We start from the raw sequence: 24,530 nt of genomic DNA on the forward strand, positions 1-24,530 counted from the left end.
CCTCGTGCGTGACGTCAGCCGCACGACGACGCCGCGTACGGCGCCGCGACCTCCGCCGACACCTCCTCGCCGTCGACCGTCGCCGTCGCCGTGACGGTCGCCTCGCCCGCCTCGACCGACGCCGCGCGCACCGCGAACGACTGGTACGCGTTCTTCCCCGGCTGGACGCCGGAGACGGTCTTCGAGCCGAACGGCGTGTCGAGCGTGACGTCCACCGGGACGTCCCCGCCGTTCGTCGCCCGTACCGCGACGTACGCGGTGCCCGCGAGGCAGCGCGGCTCCGCGGTCACGGTGACGTCGAGCGCCGGCTCCTCGTCGTCGCCGGCGTACACGGACGCGACCTCGTCGTCGGACAGCGCGCGGTCGAAGACGCGGACGTCGTCGATCGTGCCCGGCCAGAAGTCGACCGGGTTGCCGCCCCACTGGCCGCGGCCGATGGTCAGCGGGCCGGACGGCGTCGTGCCGCCGCAGACGTCGGACTGCCCGACGAGCTCCCCGTTGACGTACAGCTTCAGCGCCTGGTCGGCCGCGTCGCGGACGCCCACGAGGTGGTACCAGTCGCCGAGCACCGGCTGGACGACGTACTCGGCCCGCGGCTCGCCGTCGTAGGAGAAGGCGAACCGGCCGCCGCCGCCGTACTGGAGGTAGAACGCGCTGGAGCCGGTCGACGAGTCCTGCCCGACGACCGTCGCCCACGCGCCGCCCGGCAGGCGGTCGAGCTGCGCCCACGCGGACACGGTGTACGAGCCGGTGGTGTCGAGCACGGGCCCCTCCGTCGCGAAGGACTGGTTCGTGCCGTTGAGCTTCACGGCGGAGCCCGTGCCGCCCTGCCCGGGCACCCAGGTACCCGTGCCCGACGCCGGGTGGTCGCCCACGGCGTCGGCCGCGGTCGTGCCGGTGCCCTCGTCGAACGACCAGCGTCCCGTGCCGACGAGGCCCGGGGTGCCGGGGTCGACCGGCGCGGAGCCCTGCCTCGCCGCCGCGACGACGCGCTCGTTGACGTCCTTGACGCGCGCCGCGTCCATCTTGAGGACCCGGCGGTCGTAGGTGTAGAAGCCGTTGAGCTCGTTCTCCACGTCGGAGATCTCCGTGTACACGGAGCCGGAGAGGTAGCACTGCGCGGGGCGCACGAGCTTCTCGGTGTTCGCCACGTACGCGTCCGTCAGCGCCTCGCTGTTCGCGACGCCGCCGTACGGGTTGGCGGAGACGCCCGGCCACATGTGCCCCGGGGCGCTCATCGAGAAGCCGCCGTGCTCGCCGTCGATCGACGCGCGGGTCGCGTCCGGCTTGGGCGTCGCCGGGCCCGTGTACAGGTGGTGGTCGATGATGTCGCCCGTCTTCGAGTCGCCCTTCGACGCGCAGCAGTTGTAGCCGGAGTGCGTGTTGAGGATGCGGCTCGGGTCGTAGGCGTCGATCTCGTTCCCGATGCGCGCCGTCTGGGCGAGGTCCCACTCGCCCCAGCCCTCGTTGAAGGTCACCCAGCCGACGATGGACGGCACCGACCGCAGCTGGTCGATGATCTCCTTCATCTCGGACTCCCAGAACGTGCGCGACGCCGGGTCGGTGTCACCGTCGTTGAACCAGCCGCTCGGGATGTCCTGCCAGACCATGAGGCCGAGCGTGTCGGCGTGGTGGTAGAACCGGGCGGGCTCGACCTTGATGTGCTTGCGCAGCGTGTTGAACCCGAGGTCCTTGTGCGCCTGGATGTCGAACACGTACGCCTCGTCGGACGCCGGCGTGTAGATGCCGTCCGGCCAGTAGCCCTGGTCGAGCGTCGACAGGAGGAAGGTGTTCTCGCCGTTGAGGAGGATGCGGTTGACCCCGTCCACCTCCGCGACCTCGATCGAGCGCATGCCCGCGTAGGACTCGACGGTGTCCGTCGTGGCACCGTCACCGGTGCCGTCCGTCAGGGTGACGTCGACGTCGTACAGGTACGGGTCGTCCGGCGTCCACAGGTGGGCGTCGGGGATCTCGACGGCGAGCTGCTCGTCCACCGCGCCGGTGGCGGTGCCGACCTCGGCACCGTCGGCGTCGCGGACGACCGCGGTGACGGTCGCGCCGTCGGACGCGGACGCGGAGCGCACGGTGACGGCGAGGACGCCGGCCTCGATGTCGGGCGTCGTGACGACGTCGTCGATCGCGGCGGCCGGCACGGGCTCCATCCACACCGTCTGCCAGATGCCCGACGTCGGGGTGTAGAAGATGCCGCCCGGGTTGAGCGTCTGCTTGCCGACGGCCTGGTTGCTGCCGTCCGTCGTGTCGACGGCGCGGACCACGATCTCCTGCTCGGTGCCCTCGACGAGCGCGTCGGTCACGTCGAACGAGAAGGCGTCGTACCCGCCGCGGTGCGTGCCGACCTCGGTGCCGTTGACCCACACCGTCGCGGTGTAGTCGACCGCGCCGAAGTTCAGGCGCAGGCGGTCGTCCGTCCCGACGCCCCACTCGTCGGGGACCGTGACGGTACGGCGGTAGAACATGTCGTCCTCGCGCCGCTCGACGCCCGACAGCGCGGACTCGACGGCGTAGGGCACGACGATCTCCTCGTCGAGGTCGCGGCCGGTGGGGACGTCGGTCGCACCACCGGGCGTCGCGGCCGCGGCCGGCTCGAACTGCCAGATCCCGTTGAGGTTCTGCCAGTCGTCGCGCGTGAGCTGCGGACGGGGGTACTCGGGCAGGGGGTTCTCGGGGTCGAACTCGTCGGCCCACGGCGTCTGGATGCGGAACGTGGACGTGTTCTCGACCGGGAGGTTGAGCGAGCCGGCGGGCTCGCCGCCCACGGTGAGGTCGCCCTCGCCGTCGTACACGAGGCGGACGGCGGACGCGCGGTCCACCTGTGCTCCCAGGTCGATGCCGAGCACGTCGCCCTGCGCCTCGACGCCGGCGACGGGCCAGGCGAGCTGGTCCACCTGCACCCGCAGGTGCTCGACGAGGCTCTCGTCGACGCCGGCCGCTGCACCCTCGAAAGCCACGTTGAGGCTCGTGCCGTCGGGCTCGAGCGTGGCCTGCGCCGGGAAGACGACGAAGTCCTCCGGGTAGGTGAAGGCGTCCGTCGGGACGATCTCCCGCTCCTGCGACGGACTCTGCCACCGCAGGCGCAGGTTCGAGCCGCCCGTGTTCTGGAACATCTCCATGCGGAACGCGTACGCCTGGCCGGCCTCGAGCTCGATCGGCGCCGCGGTCTGCTCGACGTCCCAGTCGTCGACCCAGTGGTCGATGACGAGCTCGTCGTCGACCCACAGCCGGAAGCCGTTGTCGCCGATGGCGGAGAACGTGTAGGCCTCGCTGAACTCGGGCGTGATCGTGCCGGTCCAGCGCGCGGACGTGCGCTCGCCGCGGCCGGTGAGCTCGGCGAACGTCGGCACGAGGTTCGGGAACTCGATCCGCGGGTCGGGGATGGTGGCCTTGAGGTCCGTGAGCGGCCAGGCCGGGCCGCCGGAGAGGAAGTACTCGCCCTTGAGGCCGTTGCGCGAGGACTCCGCCTGCGCGGCGGGCTCGTCACCCGTGGGCTCGGCGGGCAGGGTCCCCGCGGTCGCCGACACGGCGGCGAGCGGGATCGTGAGGGCTGCGGCGAGCGCAGCGGCGAGCAGTCGTGACCGCCGTCTCCCCCTGGGCGGTGATACCGCTGTCAGACGATGCATCCGTGGTCCTCCTCGTCGAGAATTCACTGTGGCGCGCGGTGCTGGGACGGACGGCCGTCGTCCGAGGGCGGTGCGACCGTCGTCGGCCGCGATGCGAACACCGCTCCCCAGAATCAAACATCTTCGACCAGGGAAAGACAACAGATACGCGCGAGGTCGTGCGGCTCGAGGCGTGCCGCAGGGACCCACGGACGCGCCGAGGCCCGCAAGCCCGGGTTCGGCGACGGGGAGGCGGCGGGGTCAGCGGTGGACGAGCTCGCGCCAGTTCTGCGGGACGCGCCCGGTCGGACCGGGCGCCGTCTGCTCCGGCGGGTGCGACAACGGGGCCGCGAGGTGCGGCCCCTCGAGCACCTGCTCGGTCCCGTAGTCCCAGTACCAGTCCTCGCCCGGCTCGAACGAGCGCATGACGCGGTGCCCGGTCTCGCGGTAGTGCACGCTCGCGTGCTGGGCGGGCGACGAGTCGCAGCAGCCGACGTGACCGCACGTCGCGCACCGTCGCAGGTGGACCCACCACCCGTCGGACGCGTCGCACTCGGCGCACCCGTGGCCGCTCGGCGGGACGTCCGGCTTCACGGCGGCCCGCAGAGCGGCGACGAGCGCCTCGTCGTCGAGACCGTCCCCGTTGACGCTCGGGGCGCGGTCGGCGGTCATCTCGCCCCTGCGCCGGCCGCCCGGACGACGGGGGCCCACGACTCGGGGTCCAGCTCGGCGGCGGGCTCGGCCTCGGCCCACGCCCGGCAGTCGTCGATCGTCGCGGAGAGCAGGTCCCGGAGGCGCTCGTCGGGGTTCGGGATGCACGCCTCGGCGATGCCCTGGACCGCCGCGGAGATGATGCTCGGCGCGGCGTCGCGGACGAACCGGCTCGGGCGCAGCCGCGCGCCCTCGCAGAACTTCTGCGCCCACCGGGCCGTGCGCGGGCACGTCGCGAGAGCGTCGGCGGACTCGGCGCTCATCGTCCCGGCGGGACGGTGGTCGAGCACGTCGAGCATCTTCTCCGCACCGATGATCGCGACGGCGAGCGTCTGCTGGCGCTCGGCGGGGGCGATCGGCAGCGCCGCCACGGCGGCACGCAGCGCGATGCGCACGTCCCAGTGCGGGTCGTCGCTGGTCAGGCCGATGACGGACGGGATGAGCGGTGCCAGCTTCGGCCGCTCGGGGTCGACCGTCAGGTCGTTCACCGCGCGGGCCAGCATGGCGAGGAGCGGGTGCGTGCACCGTGGATGGTCGCTCCAGCGTTCGCCCGCGAGATAGGACGCGAGCTCCATGAAGCACGCCCCCTTCTTCGGGTTGCGGTGCTTGCCACGGCCCAGCATCGGCAGCATGTCGTAGGTGTCGGTCACGAGGTCACCCCCACACGGTGGGTCCGGTCACCGTCCAGTCTGCGACGGGACCTCGCGCTTGGCAACGGGAAGCGTGACGCGCGCCACACACGGACCCGTGCGCGCTGCGGCCGCCGGCGGTGGAGCGGTCCGGTGGGCGGCACCCCGGGCGGGTAGGACGCCTTAGGGCCCGGTGCCCACCTCAGGCACCTCAGCGCGCGGACAGGCCCCCGCCTAAGGCCCCTCCCGCGCAGCGGTGCCCGGACGCCCGATCCCCGGCGGGGGTGCTCAGGACGAGTGTGGTCGTCAGGCAGGCAGGGAGCCTGCGGGGACGGGGACCATCATGAGCACCATGCAGTTCGGGCCGGCCTTCGAGGCCGAGCTCACCTACCACCAGCAGAAGCTCCGCGAGGACTACCAGCGGGGCGAGCCCGTGCTGCTGCACTGGCTCCGGGAGCGCCGGCACCGGCACACCCGGTGACCGCCGCGACCGGCGCACGCCGGCAGCACGACGACCCCGACGCCGTCGGCGGTGGGACTCCCACCGTCGGCGGCGTCGTCGTGCGGGGCGGTGACCCGTCCCGGGTCGTTCCCGCGCCGGATTACCCTGGCCCGCCGTGGGTGCCCGCTGGAAGGATGGGTGCCGTGCCCCGCCCCTCCACCCGCGCGCCCTTCGTGGCCCGCGCCGACGAGCTCGACGTGCTCGCCGCCGCGGTCGAGCGGGCACGCCGCGGCGAGCCCGGCGTGGTGCTCGTCGGCGCGGACGCCGGCGTCGGCAAGACCCGCCTCCTCACCCGCGCGACCGAGCTCGCCGCCGAGCAGGGCGCGACGGTCGTGTGGAGCCACTGCGTCGACCTCGGCGAGGTCGGGCTCCCGTACCTGCCGTTCACCGAGGCGCTGACCACGCTGCGGTCGGTGCACGACGCCGTGGACGAGACCGTCGCCCAGCGGCCCGCCCTCGCGCGCCTGCTCGACGCCGCGCTCCCCGCCGACGGCGAGCAGAGCCAGGGCGAGCGCCTGCAGCTCTTCGAGAGCATCGCCGCGGCGCTCGCCGCCTCCGGCTCCCCGGACTCCCCGCTCGTCCTCGTCGTGGAGGACCTGCACTGGGCCGACCCGTCGAGCCGGGACGTGCTGCGCTTCGTCGTCGCGCGCCTGCGGGCCGAGCACGTCGTCGTCGTCGCCAGCTACCGCAGCGACGACCTGCACCGCCGGCACCCGCTGCGCCCGGTGCTCGCCGAGCTGCGCCGCCACCCGCGCGTCGAGCACGTGGACCTGCGACCGTTCACCGCCGCCGAGCTGCGGGACTTCACGACGGCGGTCGCGGGCGACCCGCTGCGCGAGGACGCCTTCGAGTCGGTCCGCACCCGGTCGGAGGGCAACGCGTACTTCGCCGAGGAGCTCGTCGAGGCGGGCCCGGGCGAGGAGCTGCCGTGGTCCCTCGCCGACGTCCTGCGCGCGCGGCTGGAGACGCTCGACCCGCCGGTCCAGCACCTCGTGCGCACCGCGTCGGTCTCGGGGCGCCAGGTGTCCGAGCGCCTCCTGCGCGCGGTCCTCGAGCAGGACCCGGAGTTCGCGGCGGGCTCGGGCGCGTTCGACCGCGCGCTGCGCGAGGCGATCGCGCACCACGTCCTGGGCATCGAGGCCGACCCGAGCGGGGACGGCCGGGACACCGTCGTGTTCCGCCACGCCCTCCTCGCCGAGGCCGTCGCATCCGACCTGCTGCCCGGCGAGCGCGTCGGCGTGCACCGCACGTACCTGCGCGCGCTCGACGAGGACCCGACGCTCGGCTCGCCCGCGCTGCGCGCCCACCACGCGCTCGCCGCGCACGACCTCCCGGCGGCGCTCACCGCGTCGCGCGGCGCGGCCCGCAAGGCGTCGCGCGTCCTGGCTCCCGCCGAGGAGCTGCGCCACCTCGAGCAGGTCCTGTCGCTGTGGACCGCCGTGCCCGACGCCGAGGAGCGCCTCGGGGAGGACAGGGTCGCCGTCGCCCTCGCGGCCGCGGGCGCCGCGAGCCGCGCCGGGAACCCCGAGCGCGCGGTCGCCCTCGCCCGGAGGGTCGTCGAGGCGACCGCCGACGACCCGCTGCGCCAGGCCTCGCTGCGCCACGTGCTGTCGCGCTACCTCCTCGGGACCGAGCAGGTCGACGAGGTCCTCACCCACACCGCGGCCGCGCTCGCCGTCCTGCCCACGGAGCCGCCGTCGCTCGACCGCGCCTGGACGCTCGCGATGCGCGCGCGCGCGGCGATGAACGCCGACCAGGACGAGCTCGCGGCCGAGGTCGCGGCCGAGGCCCTCGCGGAGGCGCACCGCGTCGACGCGCCGGACGTCGAGGCCGACGTCCTCACGACGATGGCGGTGCTCGAGGTCGAGGACGAGGACCGCGCGGCGACGCTCCTCGAACGCGCCCGCGAGCGCGCCGTCGAGGCGGGCGACATCCTCACCGAGCTGCGCTGCTGGTACAACATCGGGGCGAACCGCTACTACGCGGGCCGCCTCGCCGAGTCGCTCGACATCGTGCGCGACGGGCTCGACCGAGCCCGGGCGACGGGGCTCGGCTGGAGCGTCTACGGCGTCGAGCTCCGCCTGTTCGAGGACCTCGCGCGGTACGCGACCGGCGACCTCACGCCGACGGACACCGCCGGCGAGACCGTGCCGGAGAGCTGGGTGGCCGCCCTCACCGGCGTGCAGCTCTACGCCGCGGTCGCGCGGGGCGACACGGACGCCGTCGAGCGCGGCGCGGCGCTGCGCCGCGACTGGTACCGCGACGGCCAGGTCGCGCTCATCTCCGGTGGCTGCTGGATCGACGCCCTCACCTGGGCCGGTCGGCACGAGGAGGCGGTCGCGCTCGCCGTCGAGCTCGTGGAGCACCTCGGCCGCACGTGGAGCGACTACTTCCTGGGCCGGATCTGGCTGTCGGCCCTCGCGCTCGCGGCGCTCGCCGACGCCGCCGACACCGCGCGCGTGACGGGCGACGCCGCAGCCGTCGCGGACCTCGTCGCGCGCGGGCGGCCGCTGCTGGACGCCGCCCGCACGACGGCGGAGCGCGGCCGGCCACGCGGCGGGGCGCTGGGCCCCGAGGGGCGGGCGTGGCTCGTGCGCGCGGCCGCCGAGCACTCCCGGCTGACCGGCGAGACCGACACCGCGCTGTGGGAGGAGACGACGCGCGCCTTCGGCTACGGCTACCGCTACGAGGCGGCGCGCTCACGCTTCCGCTGGGCGGAGGCCCTGTGCGCCACGGGCGACCGCAACGCCGCGGAGATCGAGGCCGCGCAGGCGCTCGAGGAGGCCGAGGCGATGGGTGCCGCCCCGCTCGCCGAGGCCGTGCGCGCGCTCGCCCGCCGTGCCCGGCTCGACCTCCCCGGCCTGCGACGCTCGACCACGACGGTCCTCACCGACCGGGAGGAGGAGGTCCTCCTCCTCGTCGCGCAGGGGCTGACCAACCGGCAGATCGGCGAACGGCTCTACATCTCCGGGAAGACCGTCAGCGTGCACGTCTCCAACGTCCTCGCCAAGCTCGGCGCCTCGGGGCGCGCCGAGGCCGTGTCGCTCGCGCACCAGCGCGGGCTCCTGGAGGTCTGACCGGCAGCGGCGCGGGCGGCGTCGTTACGCTGACCGTGTGCCTCGAGAGCCTGCCGGCCCCCCGTCGTCCACCGACTCCCGCTCCGCGCCCGGCGTGCTCGTCCTGCTCCGGCACGGCGAGAGCACGTACAACGCCGACGACCGGTTCACGGGCCTGCTCGACGTCCCGCTCTCGGACCGCGGCGTCGCCGAGGCGCAGCACGCCGCCGCCCTGCTCGCGCACGCCGCGCGCCAGCACGCGGAGCTCACCCCCCGGCGCGTCGTGACGTCGCCGCTCGTCCGCGCGGCCGGGACCGCCACGATCGTCGCCTCAGCCCTGCCCGGACCGCCGCCCCTCGACGTCGACTGGCGGCTCGTCGAGCGGCACTACGGCGCGTTCACGGACACGCCCCGCGCCGAGGTCCGGCAGCGCTACGGCGAGGAGGCGTACTGGCGCTACCGCCGCTCGTACGCGCACCGACCGCCCCCGCTGGGGCCCGACCACCCGGCCCGCGCCGCCGTGGACGACGTCCTGCTCCGCCTGCCCGACGCCGCCCGCGCCGGCCTGCGTGCGGACACCGAGTCGCTCGCCGACGTCGTCGACCGCCTCCGCCCCTTCTGGGCCGAGACCCGTGGCGCGCTGGTCCGCGGCGAGTCGCTGCTCGTCGTGGGACACGGGAACTCGCTGCGCGCGCTCTCGGTCCTCGTCGACGAGCTCGCGCCCGAGGAGGTCGTGGACCTGAACGTCCCGACGGGGCAGCCGCTCGTGCGCCGGTTCGCGCACCGCCCCGGCGGCGGGCTCGAGCCGCTCGTGCGGGGCGGCACCTACCTCGACGCCGACGGCGCCGAGCACGCGCTCACCGCCCTGCGCGCCCGCGGCGGCACGTGACGATTCGATGCTCCTTGCCCGAATTCACCCACCCGTCCCCGTCCGGTTCGCGCCGTTCGCCCTGACGCGCGGGCCCGGTCCTGCCCATACTGAGTCATGACCGAGGCGCAGGCGATCCGCGAGCTCGTCGAGGCGGGCCTCGCCGGACCGACGGCGGACGAGTCGTTCGACCGGTTCGCGCGCCTCGTGCAGCGTCAGCTCGGGGTCCCCACGGCGCTCGTGTCGCTGGTCCTGGAGGACGAGCAGGTCTTCCCCGGCGCTCTGGGTCTGCCGGAGCCCTACCAGTCCCGACGACGCACCCCGTTGACCCACTCGTTCTGCCAGTACGTCGTCGACGACACGCAGCCGCTCGTCGTCGCGGACGCCCGGGACGTCCCGCACCTCGCCGACAACGGCGCGATCCACGACCTGGGCGTCGTGGCCTACGCGGGCTTCCCCATCTTCGACCCGCGGGGACGCGCCGTCGGCTCGCTCTGCGCGATCGACCGGCAGCCGCACACCTGGACGGACGGCGACCTCGCGACGCTCGCCGACCTGGCCGCGGCGTGCACGTCGGAGCTGCGGCTGCGCGTCGCGCGCGAGCGCGCGCGGCGGATGCAGCGGGTCGCGCTCACCGCGAACCGGCGGTCGCGGCTCCTGCTGGACCTCTCGGAGTCGTTCGCCGCGGCGCAGTCGGTGGGCGACGTGGCGGAACGGCTCGCGGCGGTCGGGGCGGGGATCGGTGCGCGCTACGCGGGCCTCGCCACGCTCGACGCAGCAGGCGTCCGGCTCACCTACACGACCCTCGACCACCTGGAACCGGGCGTGCCGCGCGCGTTCCGGCGGCTGCGCCTGGACGAGGCGCGCGGCGCGAGCGTCGCCGCCCGCACGCGCGAGCCCCTCTTCTTCCGGGACCACGCCGCGTACGCCGAGGCGTTCCCCGAGGCGGCCGCGATGATCGGGGCCGACGGCGTCGAGGCGCGCTGCTTCCTCCCCGTCCTGTCGGGCTCGTCGCTGCTCGGCGTGGTGTCGCTCGCGTGGGACACGACGCAGGAGTTCGACGACGACGCGGTGAAGACCCAGACGACCATCGCCACGTACGTGGGCCACGCCCTCGACCGGGTCCGGCTGCTCGAGGAGCGCCACCGCGTGGCGACGACGCTGCAGGCGGCGATGCTCACGGAGCTGCCCGCGATGCGCAGCGTCGAGCTCGCCGCGACGTACGTCTCCGCCACGCGCACGGACCAGGTCGGCGGTGACTGGTACGACGCCGTCGTCATCGACGACGACGCGTGCGTGCTCATGATCGGCGACGTCACCGGGCACGACATGCGTGCCGCCGCCCAGATGGGACAGCTCCGGTCGATGCTGCGCACCTTCGCGTGGTGCCAGGACGAGCCGCCGGCGACGCTGCTGCGCCTGCTCGACCGCGCGAACCGGGGCCTGGCGCTGCACGCGAGCGGCACGGCCGTCGTCGTGCGCCTGGACCGCACCCCCGACGGGTTCGACCTCGTGTGGTCCAACGCGGGCCACCCGATCCCCCTCGTCCTGCGGGCCGACGGCACGGTCGACCCGCTCGACGCGCCGCCCGACCTGATGCTCGGGGTCCTGCCGGGCGCGGCCCGGCACGACCACCGGACGCGGCTCTTCCCGGGCGACACGCTCCTGCTCTACACGGACGGGCTCGTCGAGCGGCGCGGCACGTCGTACGGGGAGCGGCTCGAGAGCCTGCGAGAGGCCCTCGCCGACCAGGTCGGCATCTCGACGACGGCCCTCCCGGACGCGCTCGTGCGCCGCCTCGTCGCCGGTTCCCAGCGCGACGACGTCGCGGTGCTGGCGCTGCGGGTGCGGCACACGGTCCCGCACCCGCCGCGCCCCGGCCGGCCGGCGACGGTGCGGCGCGACGTCCCGTACACGTCGGCCGCGATCGGCCAGTCCCGGCGCTGGGTCGACGACCTGCTGGAGAGCTGCGACGTCGCGCCGTCGGTCCGCCGCGTCGCGATGCTCCTGACGAGCGAGATCCTGACGAACGCCGTCCAGCACGCACGGGAGCCGGTCGAGGCGTCCGTCGAGGTGGGCCACCGGGTCCTGCGGGTGGGTGTCCAGGACGGGTCGTCGGTGCGGCCCCGTCTGCGGTCGCCCGAGCCGCACGAGACGGGCGGTCGCGGCGTGCAGTTCCTCGAGCGGTGCGCCCAGCGCTGGGGCGTCGACGTCGACGAGGAGGCGGAGGGCAAGGTCGTCTGGTTCGAGCTCGCGACGACCGACTGACGACCCCTGTGCCGTGTGGGGGGCGCCGGGTAGCGTGTGGTGTGGGCCACATCCCGTCCCCATCGCTCCCGACCGCTCCGGAGAGGCAGCTCGCCATGACCGACCTCGTCACCCCCGTCGACACGGTGGAGGGTTCCGCTGCGCCACGTCCCGCGAACCCGGTGCCCGAGCGAGAGGACCTCGACGTCGCGCTGGCGGCCTACCGCCGGGAGCTGACCGGCTACTGCTACCGGATGCTCGGCTCGGCCTTCGAGGCCGACGACGCGGTGCAGGAGACGCTGCTGCGCGCCTGGCGCTCCTACGACCGGTTCGAGGGCCGCTCGAGCCTGCGCTCGTGGCTCTACCGGATCGCGACGAACGTCTGCTTCGACGCTCTGGGCGCCCGCAAGCGCCGCGAGCGCCCCATGGGCCTCGGCGGACCGCAGCCCGCCGAGGTCGAGAACCTGGGACAGGTGCTCCCCGAGGAGACGTGGGTCGAGCCCGTGCCCGACGACCGCGTGCTCCCCCACGACGGCGACCCGGCCCAGGTGGCCGTGGGTCGCGAGAGCATCCGCCTCGCGTTCGTCGCCGCGCTGCAGTACCTCCCCCCGAAGCAGCGTGCCGTGCTGCTGCTGCGCGAGGTGCTGCGCTGGCAGGCCAGCGAGGTGGCCGAGCTGCTCGACACGTCCGTCGCGTCCGTCAACAGCGCGCTGCAGCGTGCGCGCGCCACGATGGCCGCCCGGGCGCACTGGAGCAGCGCGGGGGTGGACGACGCCGAGCGCGCGGACGGCGACGGTCCGGCCGCCGGACCGGGTGGCGCCCTCGGGGGTGCGCCCGGCGACGAGCAGAGCCTGGGCGACGAGGAGAAGCGGCTGCTCGAGCGCTACCTGGACGCGTTCGAGCGGTACGACATGGACGCGCTCGTCGCGATCCTCCACGCCGACGCCACGCTCTCCATGCCGCCGTACCCGCTGTGGATGCGCGGCACGGACGACATCGTCCGCTGGATGGTGGGTCCGGGCTGGGAGTGCGAGGGCTCGCGCCTGATCCCCGTGGCGGTGAACGGGACGTTCGGGTTCGGGCAGTACCGCCGTGCCGAGGGCGGCGGGTACGAGCCGTGGGCGCTGCAGGTGATCGAGACCCGGGGCGGCCGCGTCGTGGAGATCAACGCGTTCCTCGACACGGCCGCCTGGTTCCCGCTCTTCGGGCTGCCCGAGCGCCTCGACGCCTGACCGGGAGCGTCGTCCTCAGTCGAAGGTCTCGAGGAGCGTCTGCCGCTCCCCCTCCGTGAGGTTCGTGGCGACGAGCTTCCCGTGCACCCCGTGGAAACGCTCGCCGACGGCGTCGAGGTCGCCGTCCTCTGTGACGACGAACAGCGCGGAGGTCCCCGGCGTGACGCCCTCGCGGATCCGCTCGAGCTGGTCCTTGTCGATGCCGACGGCCGCCATGGCCTTGGACGCCGCGCCGATCGCGGCGCCGGCGGCCGCACCGACCAGCGGGATGAAGAAGAGCGTCCCGAGGAGCAGCCCCCAGAACGCGCCCCAGCCGCCGCCGCGCCACGTGTCCTGGTGGCCGTGCCGCGTCGTGGGCTTGGCCGCGCCCTCGGGCCACGTCACGACCGCGGAGTCGACGAGGCGGATGTGCCCCTCCGACGCGGCGGAGTGCAGGATGCCCGACGCCGTGTCGGCCCCTGCGGGTGTGTCGAAGCTCCAGACGGTGAAGGTTGCCATGATCGTCCTCCGGTCCTCTCGTGCTCGGTCCAGCCTGGGTGGTGAGGAGGGTCAGCCGAGGAGCTTGGCCTTGGCGGCCGCGAACTCGGCGTCGGTGAGCACACCGGAGGCGTGCAGCTGGCCGAGCCGCTCGAGCTGGCCCAGGAGGTCGCTGCCGCCGGAGGCGGCCGGCGCGGGAGCAGGTTGCGCGTACTGGGCCGCGGCCTGCTGGGCGGCCGCCTCGATACGGGCCTGCTCCTCCTGCGCCGCGGCCTGCTGCGCCTCCCAGGACTGCTGCTGGCGGTTCGCCTGACGACGGGAGACCGCGCCGGCGGTGGCCTGGGCGGTGCCGGCGATCACGGCGGTGCGGGCGGCGGTCCCGATGAGTCCGGGACGGCCGATGCGACGGATCGGCATGGTGGTTCTCCTTCGGGGGGTGGCGTGGTGGCCGGGTGGCGACCGTGCCGACGCTCGGGTGGTGGTCAGTCCTCGGCGAGCGCGAGGTCGGCGACCTCGTTGACCACCTCGGCCGGGATGCGCTCGCTGAACAGCACGACGCCGTCCGCGTCGGCGGCCGCGCCGACGACACCGCGGGCCCAGGTGTGCTCCACGACGAGCACGAGCGCCGACGTCCCCGGGGCGAGCCCGGCGGCCACCTCGTCGAGGTCCTCCTCGCCGGCCAGCCCGGCACCCGACAGCTCGATGTCGGTGATCTCGATCTCGTCGCCGAGGTCCGTGAGCTCGAGGAACTCGGCGTCGCCGTTCTCGGACCGGCGCACGACCGCCAGGTCGAGGAGCGTGACGGTGCCCTCCGCCAGGACGTCGGCGACGGCGGTCTGCACGCCGGACGGGACGCGGTCGGACGGGAACGCGATCGCGACGATCTCGACGGGACCGAAGCTGGAGCTGGCCATGGAGTGACTCCCGGGGTCGGAGGGGCGTGCGGCGGTCGGGGCGCCGGCAGCGGACGGGCCGGCGGACGGCGGTCGAGAGCTCGGCGACGCCGGCTCAGCGGGCGGCGCGCTCCGCCTCGTCGCCGTGGACGACGAGCGCCCACAGGACGAAGACGTCGAGCAGGATCGTCACGATCGACCACCACGGCGTGACCTGGAGGGTCGTGAACTGCGCGACGGCGTTGAGGACGACGAGGACGATGGCGACGAAGCGCGCCCAGCCCTTGCCCGCGAGGAGCGCGAACCCGGTCAGGACGAGCAGCAGCCCGATGACGAGATGGATCCACCCCCACGTGGAGACGTCCAGCACGACGACGCCCTGGTCCGTGACGCCGACGAGGCTGTTCGGGGAGAACACCGCGACGAGCCCGCTGATGGCGTTGAACAGACCGAGGGTGATGAGGACGATGCCGGCGAACCAGATCCAGCCGACCCACGCGGACACCTGCGACGAGCGAGCCATACCTTCACCTCGAGGATTCTCGGACCTCTCGACGGGCACCGGCCGGCGGCCGTCGACGTGCGCGGGACGATCGTGGCACCGATGGGGCGGTTCGGCATCCGGTGCGTCGTGCGCGCTCTGCCCGGAGCCCGCCGCTACGTTCGGGGCATGACGATCCCCCCAGCGCCGTCAGCCGAGCCGTCGCCGCCCGACGCGCCGCCCCACGCGCCGTCGGGCGTCCCGTCAGGCGCCGACGGCGACGGCACCCGGCCCGTCCAGCACGACTCCCGACAGCCGCCGCGCTGGGTGCCGCGCGCGCTCGTCATGGGCGTGGTCGCGGTGTTCGTGGCGGTCTTCGCCTGGTACGCCCTCGGGCAGCTCCAGGCGCTGGGCGTGAACATCCTCATCGCGTTCTTCATCGCCCTCGCGCTGGAGCCGATCGTCGTGTGGCTCGTGCGGCACGGGTGGCGTCGCGGTGTGGCGGCCGGCGTGTCGCTCATCGGGTCGATCGTCGTCGTCCTCGTCGTGCTCGCGCTGTTCGGGAACCTCTTCGTCCAGCAGCTCGTGCAGCTCGTGCAGACGATCCCCGCCCTGTACGAGGACGCGCGGGGCTTCCTCGAGGAGCGGTTCGACGTCATCGTCCCCGAGTCGGACGAGCTGCTGCGCGAGGCGTTCGACCAGTTCGGCCAGGACGTGGCCTCCGGCGCGCTGCTCGTGGGGACGACGATCATCGGCGGCATCTTCGCCTCGCTCACCATCCTCCTCGTCACCTACTACCTGCTGGCGGCCGGCCCGAGGTTCCGGGCCGCCGTCTGCCGGTGGCTCACGCCGAACCGTCAGGAGGAGGTGCTGCGCCTGTGGGAGATCACGCAGGTCAAGGTCTCCGACTTCATCAACTCGCGCATCGTGCTGGCGGCGCTGTCGAGCGTCTTCACGCTCGTGTTCCTGCTCATCGTGGGGACGCCGTACGCGCTGCCCCTCGCGGTCTTCACCGGCGTGGTGTCGCAGTTCGTCCCGACGATCGGCACCTACATCGGCGGCGCCCTGCCCGTCGCCGTCGCGCTCACGTCCCAGGGGTTGCCGCAGGCCCTCGCCGTCCTGGCGTTCATCATCGGCTACCAGCAGCTCGAGAACCTCTACTTCTCCCCGAAGGTGTCCGCGCGCGCCCTGGAGATGAACCCCGCGGTGAGCTTCGTCGTCGTGCTCGCGTTCGGCGCCGTGTTCGGGGCGCTCGGCGCGTTCCTCGCGCTCCCGATCGCCGCCACCATCCAGGCGGTCGCGAACACGTACCTGCAGCGCCACGAGCTGATCGACTCGCACCTCCTGCACGACCCGGGCGAGGAGGGCGGCGACGACGCCGCACCGCGCAGGCGGCGCCGCGACGGCGACGGCGGGGTGGCCCACCGTCGCCGGGCGAACCGCCGTGCCGCGGAGGAGGCCGCCCGGACGGTCGACGAGCGCCGGGCGGACGGGATCGAGTAGTCGACCCCGTCCGCCCACGGCCCGTCAGAGAGCGGTGATGCCGTCGCCGATCATCTTCGCGCCGATGACGAGCAGCAGGAGTGCCATCACCACGGCGTTGTTGTGGATCAGCCACGTCTTGAGCCCGTCGAGGAGCGCCGCCGCCCGCTCGCCCATCGACACGTAGATGACCACGGGTGTCGCGACTCCGAGGCTCGCCACGACCGCGAACACGACCGCCGCGGTGACGCTCACCGCGACGTCGCCGCCCGCGGCGGACCCGATCGCCACGCCGCCCGACACCGCGAGCAGCAGGTTCTTCGGGTTGACCGCGCCGAGCAGCACGGCGAGGCCGAGCGCCTTGACGGGGGTGAACGAGTCGATCGCGGCCATCCACCTCGGGGCGGGCGGCTCGACGTCTCCGCGGGGGCGCCCCCGCCACTGTCGCACCGCGACGAGCAGCAGCAGCACGCCGAGCACGATCTTGAGCCACCCGACCCAGTCGGCCGGTCCGGCGGTGGCCGGCGTCCCCGAGCCCGCCAGCAGGGCGACGACGAGCGCGACGGCCCCGACGGCCACGAACCAGCCCAGCAGGAAGGCGAACGCGTTCGCCCTCGCCTTCCCGCTGGTGAGCATGAGGACCACGGCCACGATCGGCAGCGGGCTGATCATCACGCCGACGGCGACCGGCAGCGACTGGCCGATCGCGCCTCCCACGGCGAGCTCCCCGGCCCTGGCCGGCTCAGGCGTTCTCGTCGAAGGCGGCGCGGAGCTTCGCCTCCTCGTCCGCGGAGAGGTTGGTCTGGATCAGCTCCCCGTGGATGCCCTGGGCCTGCAGGCCCTCGTGGACGCGGTCCACGACGGCGCCCGACGTGAGGAGGAACAGCGCCGACGTCCCCGGGGTCACCTTGCTGCGCACCGAGTCGATGAAGTCGTCGTCGATGCCGACGTCGGTCAGCGAGCCGGCGATCGCGCCGGAGGCCGCCCCGATGGCCGCGCCGAGCAGCGGCACGAAGAACAGCAGCCCGAACAGCAGGCCCCAGAACGTCCCGCCCAGCGCACCGACCGCCGTCGTGTTGTTGCCCTGGTGGGTCTTCGGCTTCTTCTTCCCCTCCTCCCAGGACACGGTCGCCGCGTCCTGGACCTGGATGAGCTCCTGCTTCTGCAGCGCGAGGAGCGCGTCCTCGGCGCGCTGCGCGCCGTCGGGGGTGTCGAACTTCCACACGGTCAGAGTTGCCACTTCGTGCCTTCTTCCGTCGATGTCGTCCGGCTGTCGTCGTGCGTCCGCCGCGGGCCCCGGACGTGCCGGTACGCGGCGGGTCGACGCTATGGCGGGGGTGGGGGCACCGCCACCGGAACCGCGCCGCCGCGCGCGGTTCCGGATGCACTGCGTCCGGGCCCGTGGTTCCCTTCCCCTGTGCCGACGGACGCGCCGACGGGTGGGCCGACCGACAGGTCGCAGGACGTGCCGGCGGTTGCGCCGGGCGGGCCCCCCGCGCGCCCGCTCTCCACCCGGCACCTCCTCTCGCTCGTCGTCCCGTCCCTCGTGATCGGTGCCCTGAGCGCGGTCACCCTCGTCGCGCTGTCCTCGCTCGCCACGTGGATCCAGCACCTCGTGTGGGACCGGCTGCCCGACGCCTGGGGCGTCACGACGACGGAGACGTGGTGGACGGTCATGGTCCTCACGCTCACCGGCCTGCTCGTCGGTGCGACGATCCGGTGGGCGCCCGGGCACGCGGGCGTGGACCCGGCCACGGCGGACCTCGTCGCGGCCCCGCTGCCGCTGCGGTCGTTGCCGGGTCTCGCCGTCGCGCTCGTGCTCGGCCTCGCGGGCGGTGTGAGCCTCGGCCCCGAGAACCCGATCATCGCGATCAACGTGGCGCTCGCCGTCTGGCTGCTGTGCCGGCCCCGGCTCGGGGTCCCGGTGAACGGGGCCGTCGGGCTCGCCATGGCGGGCACCATCGGGGCGATGTTCGCGACGCCGCTCGCCGCCGCGCTGGTGCTCACCGAGACGTTCGCCGAGCGCGGCGACCGGTCCGGGCCGCTGTTCGACCGGCTGTTCGCCCCGATCGTCGCGGCCGGCGCGGGCACCATGACCATGGTCGTCTTCGAGACCCCGACCTTCGAGATCGACCTCCCCGCGTACCCCGGGGTCCAGCCGGGGGACCTCGTCGGGGCGACCGTCGTCGGGATCGTCGCGGCCGGGCTCACGCTGCTCGCCGTGCTCGCCTTCCCGGTGGTCCACCGCACGTTCCACCGGATGCGCAGTCCCGTGCTCGCCCTCGGTGCCGGCGGCCTCGTCCTCGGGCTGCTCGGGGTCGTCGGCGGACCGCTCACGCTGTTCAAGGGCCTCGAGGAGATGAAGGAGCTCTCGGCGGAGGCCGACGAGCTCGCCTGGACCGCGATCCTGCTCATGGCGCTCGTCAAGATCGTCGCGCTCGTCGTCGCCGCCGGGGCGGGCTTCCGTGGCGGGCGCATCTTCCCCACGGTCTTCATCGGGGTCGCGATCGGCCTCGCCGCGACGTCGCTGGTTCCGGCGGTGCCGGCCGCCGTCGCCGTCTCGTCCGCGGTGCTCGGCTCCGTCATCGTCGTGAGCCGCGACGGCTGGCTCGCCCTCTTCATGGCGGCCGTCGTCGTGGGCGACGCGCGCCTCCTGCCGGTCCTGTGCCTGGCGATCGTCCCGCTGTGGCTCGCCGCGCGGTCGATGCCCCCGCTGCGCGTCGCACCTCCCGCCGAGGGCGCCGGCGAGTTCCCCGCGCTCGCGCCCCGCCCCTGAGCCGGGCCGTCTATCCCGTCGGCGTCGCGCGCGTCGCGGCGATGGCCGTGTCGACGTCGGGGTAGACGGGCGGCCGGTCGTCGCGCCGGAGGACGGCGCGCAGCTCGTCGCGGACCTGGCCGACGTCGCGCGCGAGCACGAGCGTCGCGCCGGTGCGCGCGAGGTCGGTGCGCAGCGTCACGAGCATCTCGGCCGCCGCGGAGTCGAGGAACGGCACGGTCTCGGTGTCGAGGACGACCGTGCGAGGCCGCTCGGCCTCGGCGAGCCCGCGGACGGCCGCCCGCACGGTGTCGGCGTTGGCGAAGAACAGCCCGGACTCGACCCGCACGACCAGCACCCCGGGGACGTGCTCGCCCGCGGGCCGACCGAGCGCGGCCCGCCGGTCCTCGTCGACCCACACGCCCTCGCCGCTGCGGACCAGACGGGCGACGTGCGGGCGCGATGCCCGCCCCAGCAGCAGGAGCAGCGAGAGCAGGACGCCGATGACGAGGCCCGGCAGGGTGTCGAGCACGAGCACGCCGAGCGCCGTGGCGAGCGCCGCCCAGAAGTCGTGACGCGCGGACCCTCCGTAGAGCTTCCGCGAGAGCGGGGTGGCGTAGCCGTACAGGCGCCGCAGCGACCGCACGTCGACGAGCTCGACCACGGCGGCGATGACCACGGCGGCCAGCGTGGCCTCGGGCAGGGACTCGAAGACGGGCGTGAGGAAGAGGAGCGTGAGGACCACCAGCACGGCGGCGGTGAGCCCGGACAGCTGGCTCCTGGCCCCCGCGCCGCCGTTCACCGCCGTCTTCGACAGGCTGCCGTTGACGACCATCCCGGACGCGAGGCCGGAACCGAGGTTCGCCGCGCCCATGCCGACCAGCTCACGGTTGGGGTCGATGTCGTACCCCTCGCGCGCGGCGTACGTCTTGGCCGCGCCCAGCGCCTCCGCGAAGCCGACGAGCATCACGCCGGCCGACGGACCGATGAGCGCGGTGTAGTCGCCCCAGTCCATGTCGGGGAACCCGAGGGCGGGCAGGCCCGCGTCGATGGGCCCGACGACGTCGACGCCGCGGTCGTCGAGCGACAGGACGAGGATCGCTGCGATGCCCAGCGCGACCGCGACGAGCGAGCCGGGGACCTTCGGCGCCCAGCGCTTGAGCGCCAGGAGGAGCACGAGCGTCCCCAGCCCGAGCACGACCGTGGTCCCGTTCGCGCTGCCGAGCTCGGTCACGACCGCCCAGGCCTTCTCGAAGAAGTTCCCCTCGCCCTTCTCGACGCCGAGCAGCGACGGGAGCTGCCCGACGATGATGGTGAGCGCGACGCCGACGACGAACCCCTTGAGCACGGGCTCGGAGATGAAGGACGCGACGAACCCGAGCCGCGCTATCCCTGCGACCAGGCAGAGCACACCCGTGACGAGCGCGACGCCCGTGGTCAGCGCCGTGAAGAACTGGGCGTCCCCCGGCGCGAAGACGGCGACGACGCCCGCCGAGAGCGCGGCCGTCGCCGACATCGGCCCGACGACGAGGTGCCGCGAGCTGCCGAACACCGCGTAGAGGATCAACGACGGCACGGCCGAGTACAGGCCGACCACCGGCGACACGCCCGCGATCGTCGCGTACGCCAGCGACTCCGGCACGAGCACGGCCCAGACCGTGAGCCCCGCGACCAGGTCGTCCTGGAGCCACGCCTTCTGGTAGCCGCGGAGCGACCCGAGGAGGAGCGGCGCCCGACCGCGGGGGGCAGGTGCGGCTCGTCCGGTCATCGGTCATCCCTCGCCTCGGTCGAACGCTCGGCAGGACCGCCTCGAACGCGCCGGTCGGGACCAAGACAACTCTGCGGACCGGACGCACCGCAACCGCACGCGCCGGGCCCGGCGATCGGAGTGCTCGTCGGCGTCCCGGCCGGGTCGCCCGGAAGGTCGGGACACCGGCCCCTGGGACCCGGGACGCACCCCGCACGACGCTTCCCCCGTCAGCACCGAGGCGCGGAGGGACCGCGCCCGACCAGGGAGGACCTCTCATGCACGACGGACCGCTCACCGCCCCCTCGCCCCTCGCCACCGAGGCCGCACGCCGACCGCGCGGCTCGTCGCCCCGCGCGTGGGCGTGGACCGGGCTGGCCGCCGGGATCCTCGGGCTCGTGTCGATGGAGTCGTCGATGCGGCTCGGCCAGAACTGGGAGGAGACCGCCGGGGACGCCGACGCGATCGTCGCGGACCTCGCCGGCCGCACGGGCACGATGCTCGTCTTCCACACCGCGACGATCGTGTGCGCGCTGCTCGTGCTGGTGTTCGCCGCGGGCCTGCGCCGACGCCTCGACGCCCAGGCACCGGCAGGCTCGCTCCTGCCGACGGTCGCCGGGTGGGGGCTCGTGCTCGTGTCCGTCGCGGGGCTGCTCGGCTCGGGCCTCGACACGCAGTTCATGTTCGGGTTCGCCGAGCCCGACCTCATCGTCCCGGAGTCCGGCGCGTTCTACAGCGACTGGGTCGCGACGATCCCCTGGCTGTGGGTCGGCGCGGGCGTGACCGGCGTGGCCCTGGGCGTCGCGGCGCTGCGGCACGGTGCGGCGCCGCGGTGGATCGGCGTCGTCGGCGTCGTGCTCGGCGGACTCACGCTCCTCGCGGGCGTCTCGCCGCTGCAGTACATGGCCGGGTTCGTCGGGCCGGTCTGGCTCGTCGTCACCGCGCTCGGCTTCGCGCTCGGGGACCGGCGCTGAGCGGCTCGCGCCCGCCCGCGCACGCACCCACGGCCGCCCGACGGCGCACGGTCACCCCGCGCCGTCGGGCACCGGGTGATCTCCCCGCCGAGGTCTGGTCGCCGCGCGTGCCGCGGCCCTACCGTGGGCCCGTGGCCGGTCCCGGGCCCGGCCGCGCCGGGATGCCCCGCACGCGCTGGTTCCTCGGCGGAGCCGTAGGAGCTCTCGCCTGGCTGCTCGGCGGCTCGGCCCTGCTGCTCCAGCTCGCGTCCGGGGTCCCGCTGGTCCTCGGGGACCTGCTGTTCGTCGTCGTCGACGCGACCGTCGCCATCGTCTACGGCACGGTCGCCGCCGTGGTCCTCGCGCGGCGGCCGCACGTCGTCGGGTGGCTCACCGCCCTCGCGGCGCTCGGCGCGGGCGTCGCCGCGCTCGGCGGCGGCTGGCGCAGCTACGCGTCGGCCCACCCGGCGCTCCCCCCGCTCACGCCCCTGGCCGACGCCTACGGCTGGGCGTGGGTGCCGGGGACGGTCGGCCTGTTCGTCCTCGTGCCGTGGTTCGTGCGCTCGGGGCGCCTCGGGGCGGGCGCGTGGTGCGGGGTGGCCGCCGGCGCCGCGTCGATCGGGTTCTTCCTCCTCGCCCCGACGGACGACCCCCGGCCCGCGATCCTGGGCGTCGTCGTCGTCGGGCTCGTCACCGCCGCCGCGACGGCGTGGCGGTGGCGCCGCGGACCGGTCGAGGACCGGCGCGGTCTCGGTCTCCTCGCGCTCGGCACCGCCCTCATGGCGCTGTCCTTCGTCCCCCTGCTGGGCACGTGGGCGGACACGGACGTGATCCTGGCCCTGCCGCTCACGCACCTCGCGTGCCAGGCGCTGTTCCCCGCCGCGATCCTCGTGTGCGTGCTGCGGAACCGGCTCTGGGGCGTCGACCTCGTGCTGTCCCGGGCGACGGTCGCCGCGATGCTCGCCGTCGGTCTCGCGGTCGTCTACGGCGCGGTGGTCGTCGTCGCCGCGACCGTCGTCGACGGCGCGGCGGCCCAGGTCGTCGCGGCGGTGGGCGTCGCGCTCGCGGTCCAGCCCCTGCACGCGTGGCTGCGGCGGCGCGTGCACGTGCTGGTCTACGGGGACGGCGGCGACCCGGGCCGCGCCGCCCTCAGCGTCGGCCGGCGCCTGTCGACCGCGGCGACCGCGGACGAGCTGGTCGCGGGCCTCGCGGTCGGTGTGCGCGAGGCGCTCCGGCTCGAGTCCGTGACGGTCGAGTGGCCGGTCGCGGCGGGCAGCGGTCCCTTTGCCGACGGCGGGGCGCGACGCGCCGACGTCCGGACGATCGAGCACGGCGGGCGCGTGCTCGGACGCGTGCACGTCGTCCCCCGCGCCGGCGAGCGCCTCGACGCCCGCACGGACGACGCGCTCGACCAGCTCCTGCCCGTCCTCGGCGCGGGACTCGCGCTCGCGCAGGGCGCCCGCGAGCTCGAGGCCGCGCGCGACGCGACGACGCGCGCCCGGCTGGCGGAGCGGCGCGTCATCCGGCGCGAGCTGCACGACGGCGTCGGACCGTGGCTCACCGGTCTCCGGCTGGGCCTCCAGGGGGCGCGCAACGTGCTGGGGAGCGACCCGGCCGCCGCGGCGGCGATCCTCGACGCGCTCGGCGCCGAGGCCGGTCAGCGCGTCGAGGACGTCCGCGCCCTGTCGCGGAGCCTCCTCCCGCCGTCGCTCGAGGAGCTCGGGCTCGAGGCCGCGCTGGGCGAGCTCGCCGGCCGCCAGGCGGTCGCGGGCTTCGTCGTCGACGTGCGGTGCGACCCGTGCGCCGGCCTCGACCCGCGAGTCGCCGCGGCCGCGTACGCGATCGCGAGCGAGTCGGTCGTCAACGCGGCGCGCTACGCGGGCGTCGACGAGTGCCGGCTCGAGGTCCGGGTGCGCGACGGGAACCTCGTCGTCACGGTCGAGGACCACGGGGTCGGCGTCGCGCCCGGTGCACGGCCGGGCGTCGGGTCGCGGTCCCTCCGCGAGCGCGCGGACGAGCTCGGCGGCAGCGTCGTGGTCACGACGGCGCGCGCCGGCCGGGACGCGACGGGGCCGGCGGGGCTGACGGAGCCGGCGGGGTCGACCGACGGCGCGGACCGGCCGGGGACGCGCGTGCTCGCCGTCCTGCCGCTGGTGCCGGGAGGAGCGTCCGCCGGAGCGCGCCCCGTGACCGGCGCGGGGGCGCGCGAGGCCGTCCGGTGACGGTCGACGTGGTCGTGGTCGACGACCACCCGGTCTTCCGGCTCGGCCTCGTGGCGCTGCTCGACTCGCTCGACGGCGTGCGCGTCGTCGGGCACGCGGCCGGCGCAGCGGAGGCGCGCGCGGTGCTGGGGCTCAGCGCACCGCCTGGGACGAGCGCCGACGTCGTGCTCATGGACGTGGACCTCGGCGACGGGTCCGGGGTCGAGGTCACGCGCGAGCTCGTCCGCGCCCGGCCCGGCGTCCGCGTGCTCGTCGTGACGATGCACGAGGACGCCGACGTCGTCGTCGCGGCCGTGCGTGCGGGCGCGCGCGGCTACCTCGTGAAGACGGCGAGCCCCACCGAGATCGAGCGTGCCGTGCGCGCCGTCGCCGACGGCGCGATGATCCTCGGCCCGGCCGTGGCCGACCGCGCGATGGCGTACGTCGTCGGCGGTCGGTCGGCCGTGCGCGTGCCGTTCCCGCAGCTCACCGACCGCGAGCGCGAGGTGCTCGACCTCGTCGCGGCCGGTCTCGACAACACCGCGATCTCGCGGCGGCTCGTGCTGAGCCCCAAGACCGTCCGCAACCACGTGACGAACGTGCTCACCAAGCTCGGCGCGCGCGACCGCGCCGCGGCGATCGTCGCGGCGCGCGAGGAAGGGCTCGGTCGGGCCTGACG

The 24,530-nt window shown here is 74.8% G+C and carries 20 protein-coding genes; 10 read left to right on the forward strand and 10 right to left on the reverse strand.

Annotated features, from left to right (window positions below):
* Positions 1-14: 14 nt before the first annotated feature.
* The 3 genes from ACWPWV_RS06320 to ACWPWV_RS06330 form a co-directional block, all read right to left on the reverse strand.
* Positions 15-3,638: a LamG-like jellyroll fold domain-containing protein gene (locus ACWPWV_RS06320; protein ID WP_454042080.1), complete on the reverse strand. Its 3,624-nt coding sequence runs from the start codon at positions 3,636-3,638 to the stop codon at positions 15-17.
* A 240-nt stretch (positions 3,639-3,878) separates the two neighbouring features.
* On the reverse strand, positions 3,879-4,289 hold the full coding sequence (locus ACWPWV_RS06325) for a UBP-type zinc finger domain-containing protein (protein ID WP_454042081.1): 411 nt from the start codon (positions 4,287-4,289) through the stop codon (positions 3,879-3,881).
* On the reverse strand, positions 4,286-4,978 hold the full coding sequence (locus ACWPWV_RS06330; RefSeq protein ID WP_454042082.1) for a hypothetical protein: 693 nt from the start codon (positions 4,976-4,978) through the stop codon (positions 4,286-4,288). Before ACWPWV_RS06330 ends, ACWPWV_RS06325 begins: the two co-directional genes overlap by 4 nt.
* Positions 4,979-5,300: 322 nt before the next feature.
* Here ACWPWV_RS06330 and ACWPWV_RS06335 point away from each other — a divergent pair, with 322 nt between their 5' ends.
* The 5 genes from ACWPWV_RS06335 (at position 5,301) to ACWPWV_RS06355 (ending at position 12,862) form a co-directional block, all read left to right on the forward strand.
* Positions 5,301-5,438, forward strand: coding sequence for a hypothetical protein (locus tag ACWPWV_RS06335; RefSeq protein ID WP_454042083.1), 138 nt, complete (start codon positions 5,301-5,303; stop codon positions 5,436-5,438).
* A 164-nt stretch (positions 5,439-5,602) separates the two neighbouring features.
* On the forward strand, positions 5,603-8,536 hold the full coding sequence (locus ACWPWV_RS06340) for a helix-turn-helix transcriptional regulator (RefSeq protein WP_454042084.1): 2,934 nt from the start codon (positions 5,603-5,605) through the stop codon (positions 8,534-8,536).
* Between the two features lie 37 nt (positions 8,537-8,573).
* Positions 8,574-9,404 carry a 2,3-bisphosphoglycerate-dependent phosphoglycerate mutase gene (locus ACWPWV_RS06345; protein WP_454042085.1) on the forward strand — a complete coding sequence of 277 codons (831 nt, stop codon included), beginning with the start codon at positions 8,574-8,576 and terminating at the stop codon, positions 9,402-9,404.
* A gap of 96 nt (positions 9,405-9,500) precedes the next feature.
* Positions 9,501-11,651 (forward strand): SpoIIE family protein phosphatase, encoded by a 2,151-nt coding sequence (locus ACWPWV_RS06350; RefSeq protein ID WP_454042086.1) that lies wholly within the window; start codon positions 9,501-9,503, stop codon positions 11,649-11,651.
* Positions 11,652-11,746: 95 nt separating this feature from the next.
* A complete protein-coding gene (locus ACWPWV_RS06355) occupies positions 11,747-12,862 on the forward strand; it encodes a sigma-70 family RNA polymerase sigma factor (protein WP_454042087.1) in 1,116 nt (371 codons plus the stop codon).
* A 15-nt stretch (positions 12,863-12,877) separates the two neighbouring features.
* Here ACWPWV_RS06355 and ACWPWV_RS06360 read toward each other — a convergent pair whose 3' ends face one another.
* The 4 genes from ACWPWV_RS06360 to ACWPWV_RS06375 all read right to left on the reverse strand — a co-directional run bounded on the left by ACWPWV_RS06360 (position 12,878) and on the right by ACWPWV_RS06375 (position 14,755).
* On the reverse strand, positions 12,878-13,360 hold the full coding sequence (locus ACWPWV_RS06360) for a DUF1269 domain-containing protein (protein ID WP_454042088.1): 483 nt from the start codon (positions 13,358-13,360) through the stop codon (positions 12,878-12,880).
* A 51-nt stretch (positions 13,361-13,411) separates the two neighbouring features.
* A complete protein-coding gene (locus tag ACWPWV_RS06365) occupies positions 13,412-13,756 on the reverse strand; it encodes an SHOCT domain-containing protein (protein ID WP_454042089.1) in 345 nt (114 codons plus the stop codon).
* A 65-nt stretch (positions 13,757-13,821) separates the two neighbouring features.
* The gene (locus tag ACWPWV_RS06370; RefSeq protein ID WP_454042090.1) at positions 13,822-14,253 is read right to left on the reverse strand and encodes a DUF6325 family protein; all 432 of its coding nucleotides are present in this window, start codon (positions 14,251-14,253) and stop codon (positions 13,822-13,824) included.
* Between the two features lie 94 nt (positions 14,254-14,347).
* Positions 14,348-14,755 (reverse strand): DUF7144 family membrane protein, encoded by a 408-nt coding sequence (locus ACWPWV_RS06375; RefSeq protein WP_454042091.1) that lies wholly within the window; start codon positions 14,753-14,755, stop codon positions 14,348-14,350.
* A gap of 147 nt (positions 14,756-14,902) precedes the next feature.
* Here ACWPWV_RS06375 and ACWPWV_RS06380 point away from each other — a divergent pair, with 147 nt between their 5' ends.
* Positions 14,903-16,216, forward strand: a complete 1,314-nt coding sequence (locus ACWPWV_RS06380) for an AI-2E family transporter (RefSeq protein ID WP_454042092.1) — start codon at positions 14,903-14,905, stop codon at positions 16,214-16,216.
* Between the two features lie 24 nt (positions 16,217-16,240).
* On the opposite strand, the gene ACWPWV_RS06385 is transcribed toward ACWPWV_RS06380, so the two are convergent.
* Both ACWPWV_RS06385 and ACWPWV_RS06390 read right to left on the reverse strand, forming a co-directional pair.
* Positions 16,241-16,912 carry a GAP family protein gene (locus tag ACWPWV_RS06385; protein WP_454042093.1) on the reverse strand — a complete coding sequence of 224 codons (672 nt, stop codon included), beginning with the start codon at positions 16,910-16,912 and terminating at the stop codon, positions 16,241-16,243.
* A 25-nt stretch (positions 16,913-16,937) separates the two neighbouring features.
* A complete protein-coding gene (locus tag ACWPWV_RS06390; RefSeq protein WP_454042094.1) occupies positions 16,938-17,435 on the reverse strand; it encodes a DUF1269 domain-containing protein in 498 nt (165 codons plus the stop codon).
* Positions 17,436-17,660: 225 nt separating this feature from the next.
* Here ACWPWV_RS06390 and ACWPWV_RS06395 point away from each other — a divergent pair, with 225 nt between their 5' ends.
* Positions 17,661-18,971, forward strand: coding sequence for an ion channel protein (locus tag ACWPWV_RS06395; protein WP_454042095.1), 1,311 nt, complete (start codon positions 17,661-17,663; stop codon positions 18,969-18,971).
* A 10-nt stretch (positions 18,972-18,981) separates the two neighbouring features.
* On the opposite strand, the gene ACWPWV_RS06400 is transcribed toward ACWPWV_RS06395, so the two are convergent.
* Positions 18,982-20,718, reverse strand: a complete 1,737-nt coding sequence (locus ACWPWV_RS06400) for a SulP family inorganic anion transporter (protein WP_454042096.1) — start codon at positions 20,716-20,718, stop codon at positions 18,982-18,984.
* A gap of 257 nt (positions 20,719-20,975) precedes the next feature.
* Between ACWPWV_RS06400 and ACWPWV_RS06405 the strand changes: the two genes are divergently transcribed.
* The 3 genes from ACWPWV_RS06405 to ACWPWV_RS06415 all read left to right on the forward strand — a co-directional run bounded on the left by ACWPWV_RS06405 (position 20,976) and on the right by ACWPWV_RS06415 (position 24,528).
* Positions 20,976-21,671, forward strand: coding sequence for a hypothetical protein (locus ACWPWV_RS06405; protein WP_454042097.1), 696 nt, complete (start codon positions 20,976-20,978; stop codon positions 21,669-21,671).
* 131 nt (positions 21,672-21,802) lie between these two features.
* Entirely contained in the window at positions 21,803-23,872 is a 2,070-nt protein-coding gene (locus ACWPWV_RS06410; RefSeq protein WP_454042098.1) for a sensor histidine kinase, read from the forward strand.
* Positions 23,869-24,528, forward strand: coding sequence for a response regulator (locus ACWPWV_RS06415; RefSeq protein ID WP_454042099.1), 660 nt, complete (start codon positions 23,869-23,871; stop codon positions 24,526-24,528). The genes ACWPWV_RS06410 and ACWPWV_RS06415 overlap by 4 nt, the downstream gene beginning before the upstream one ends.
* Positions 24,529-24,530: the final 2 nt, after the last annotated feature.

The sequence above is a fragment of the Cellulosimicrobium sp. Marseille-Q8652 genome (genome assembly GCF_965112045.1).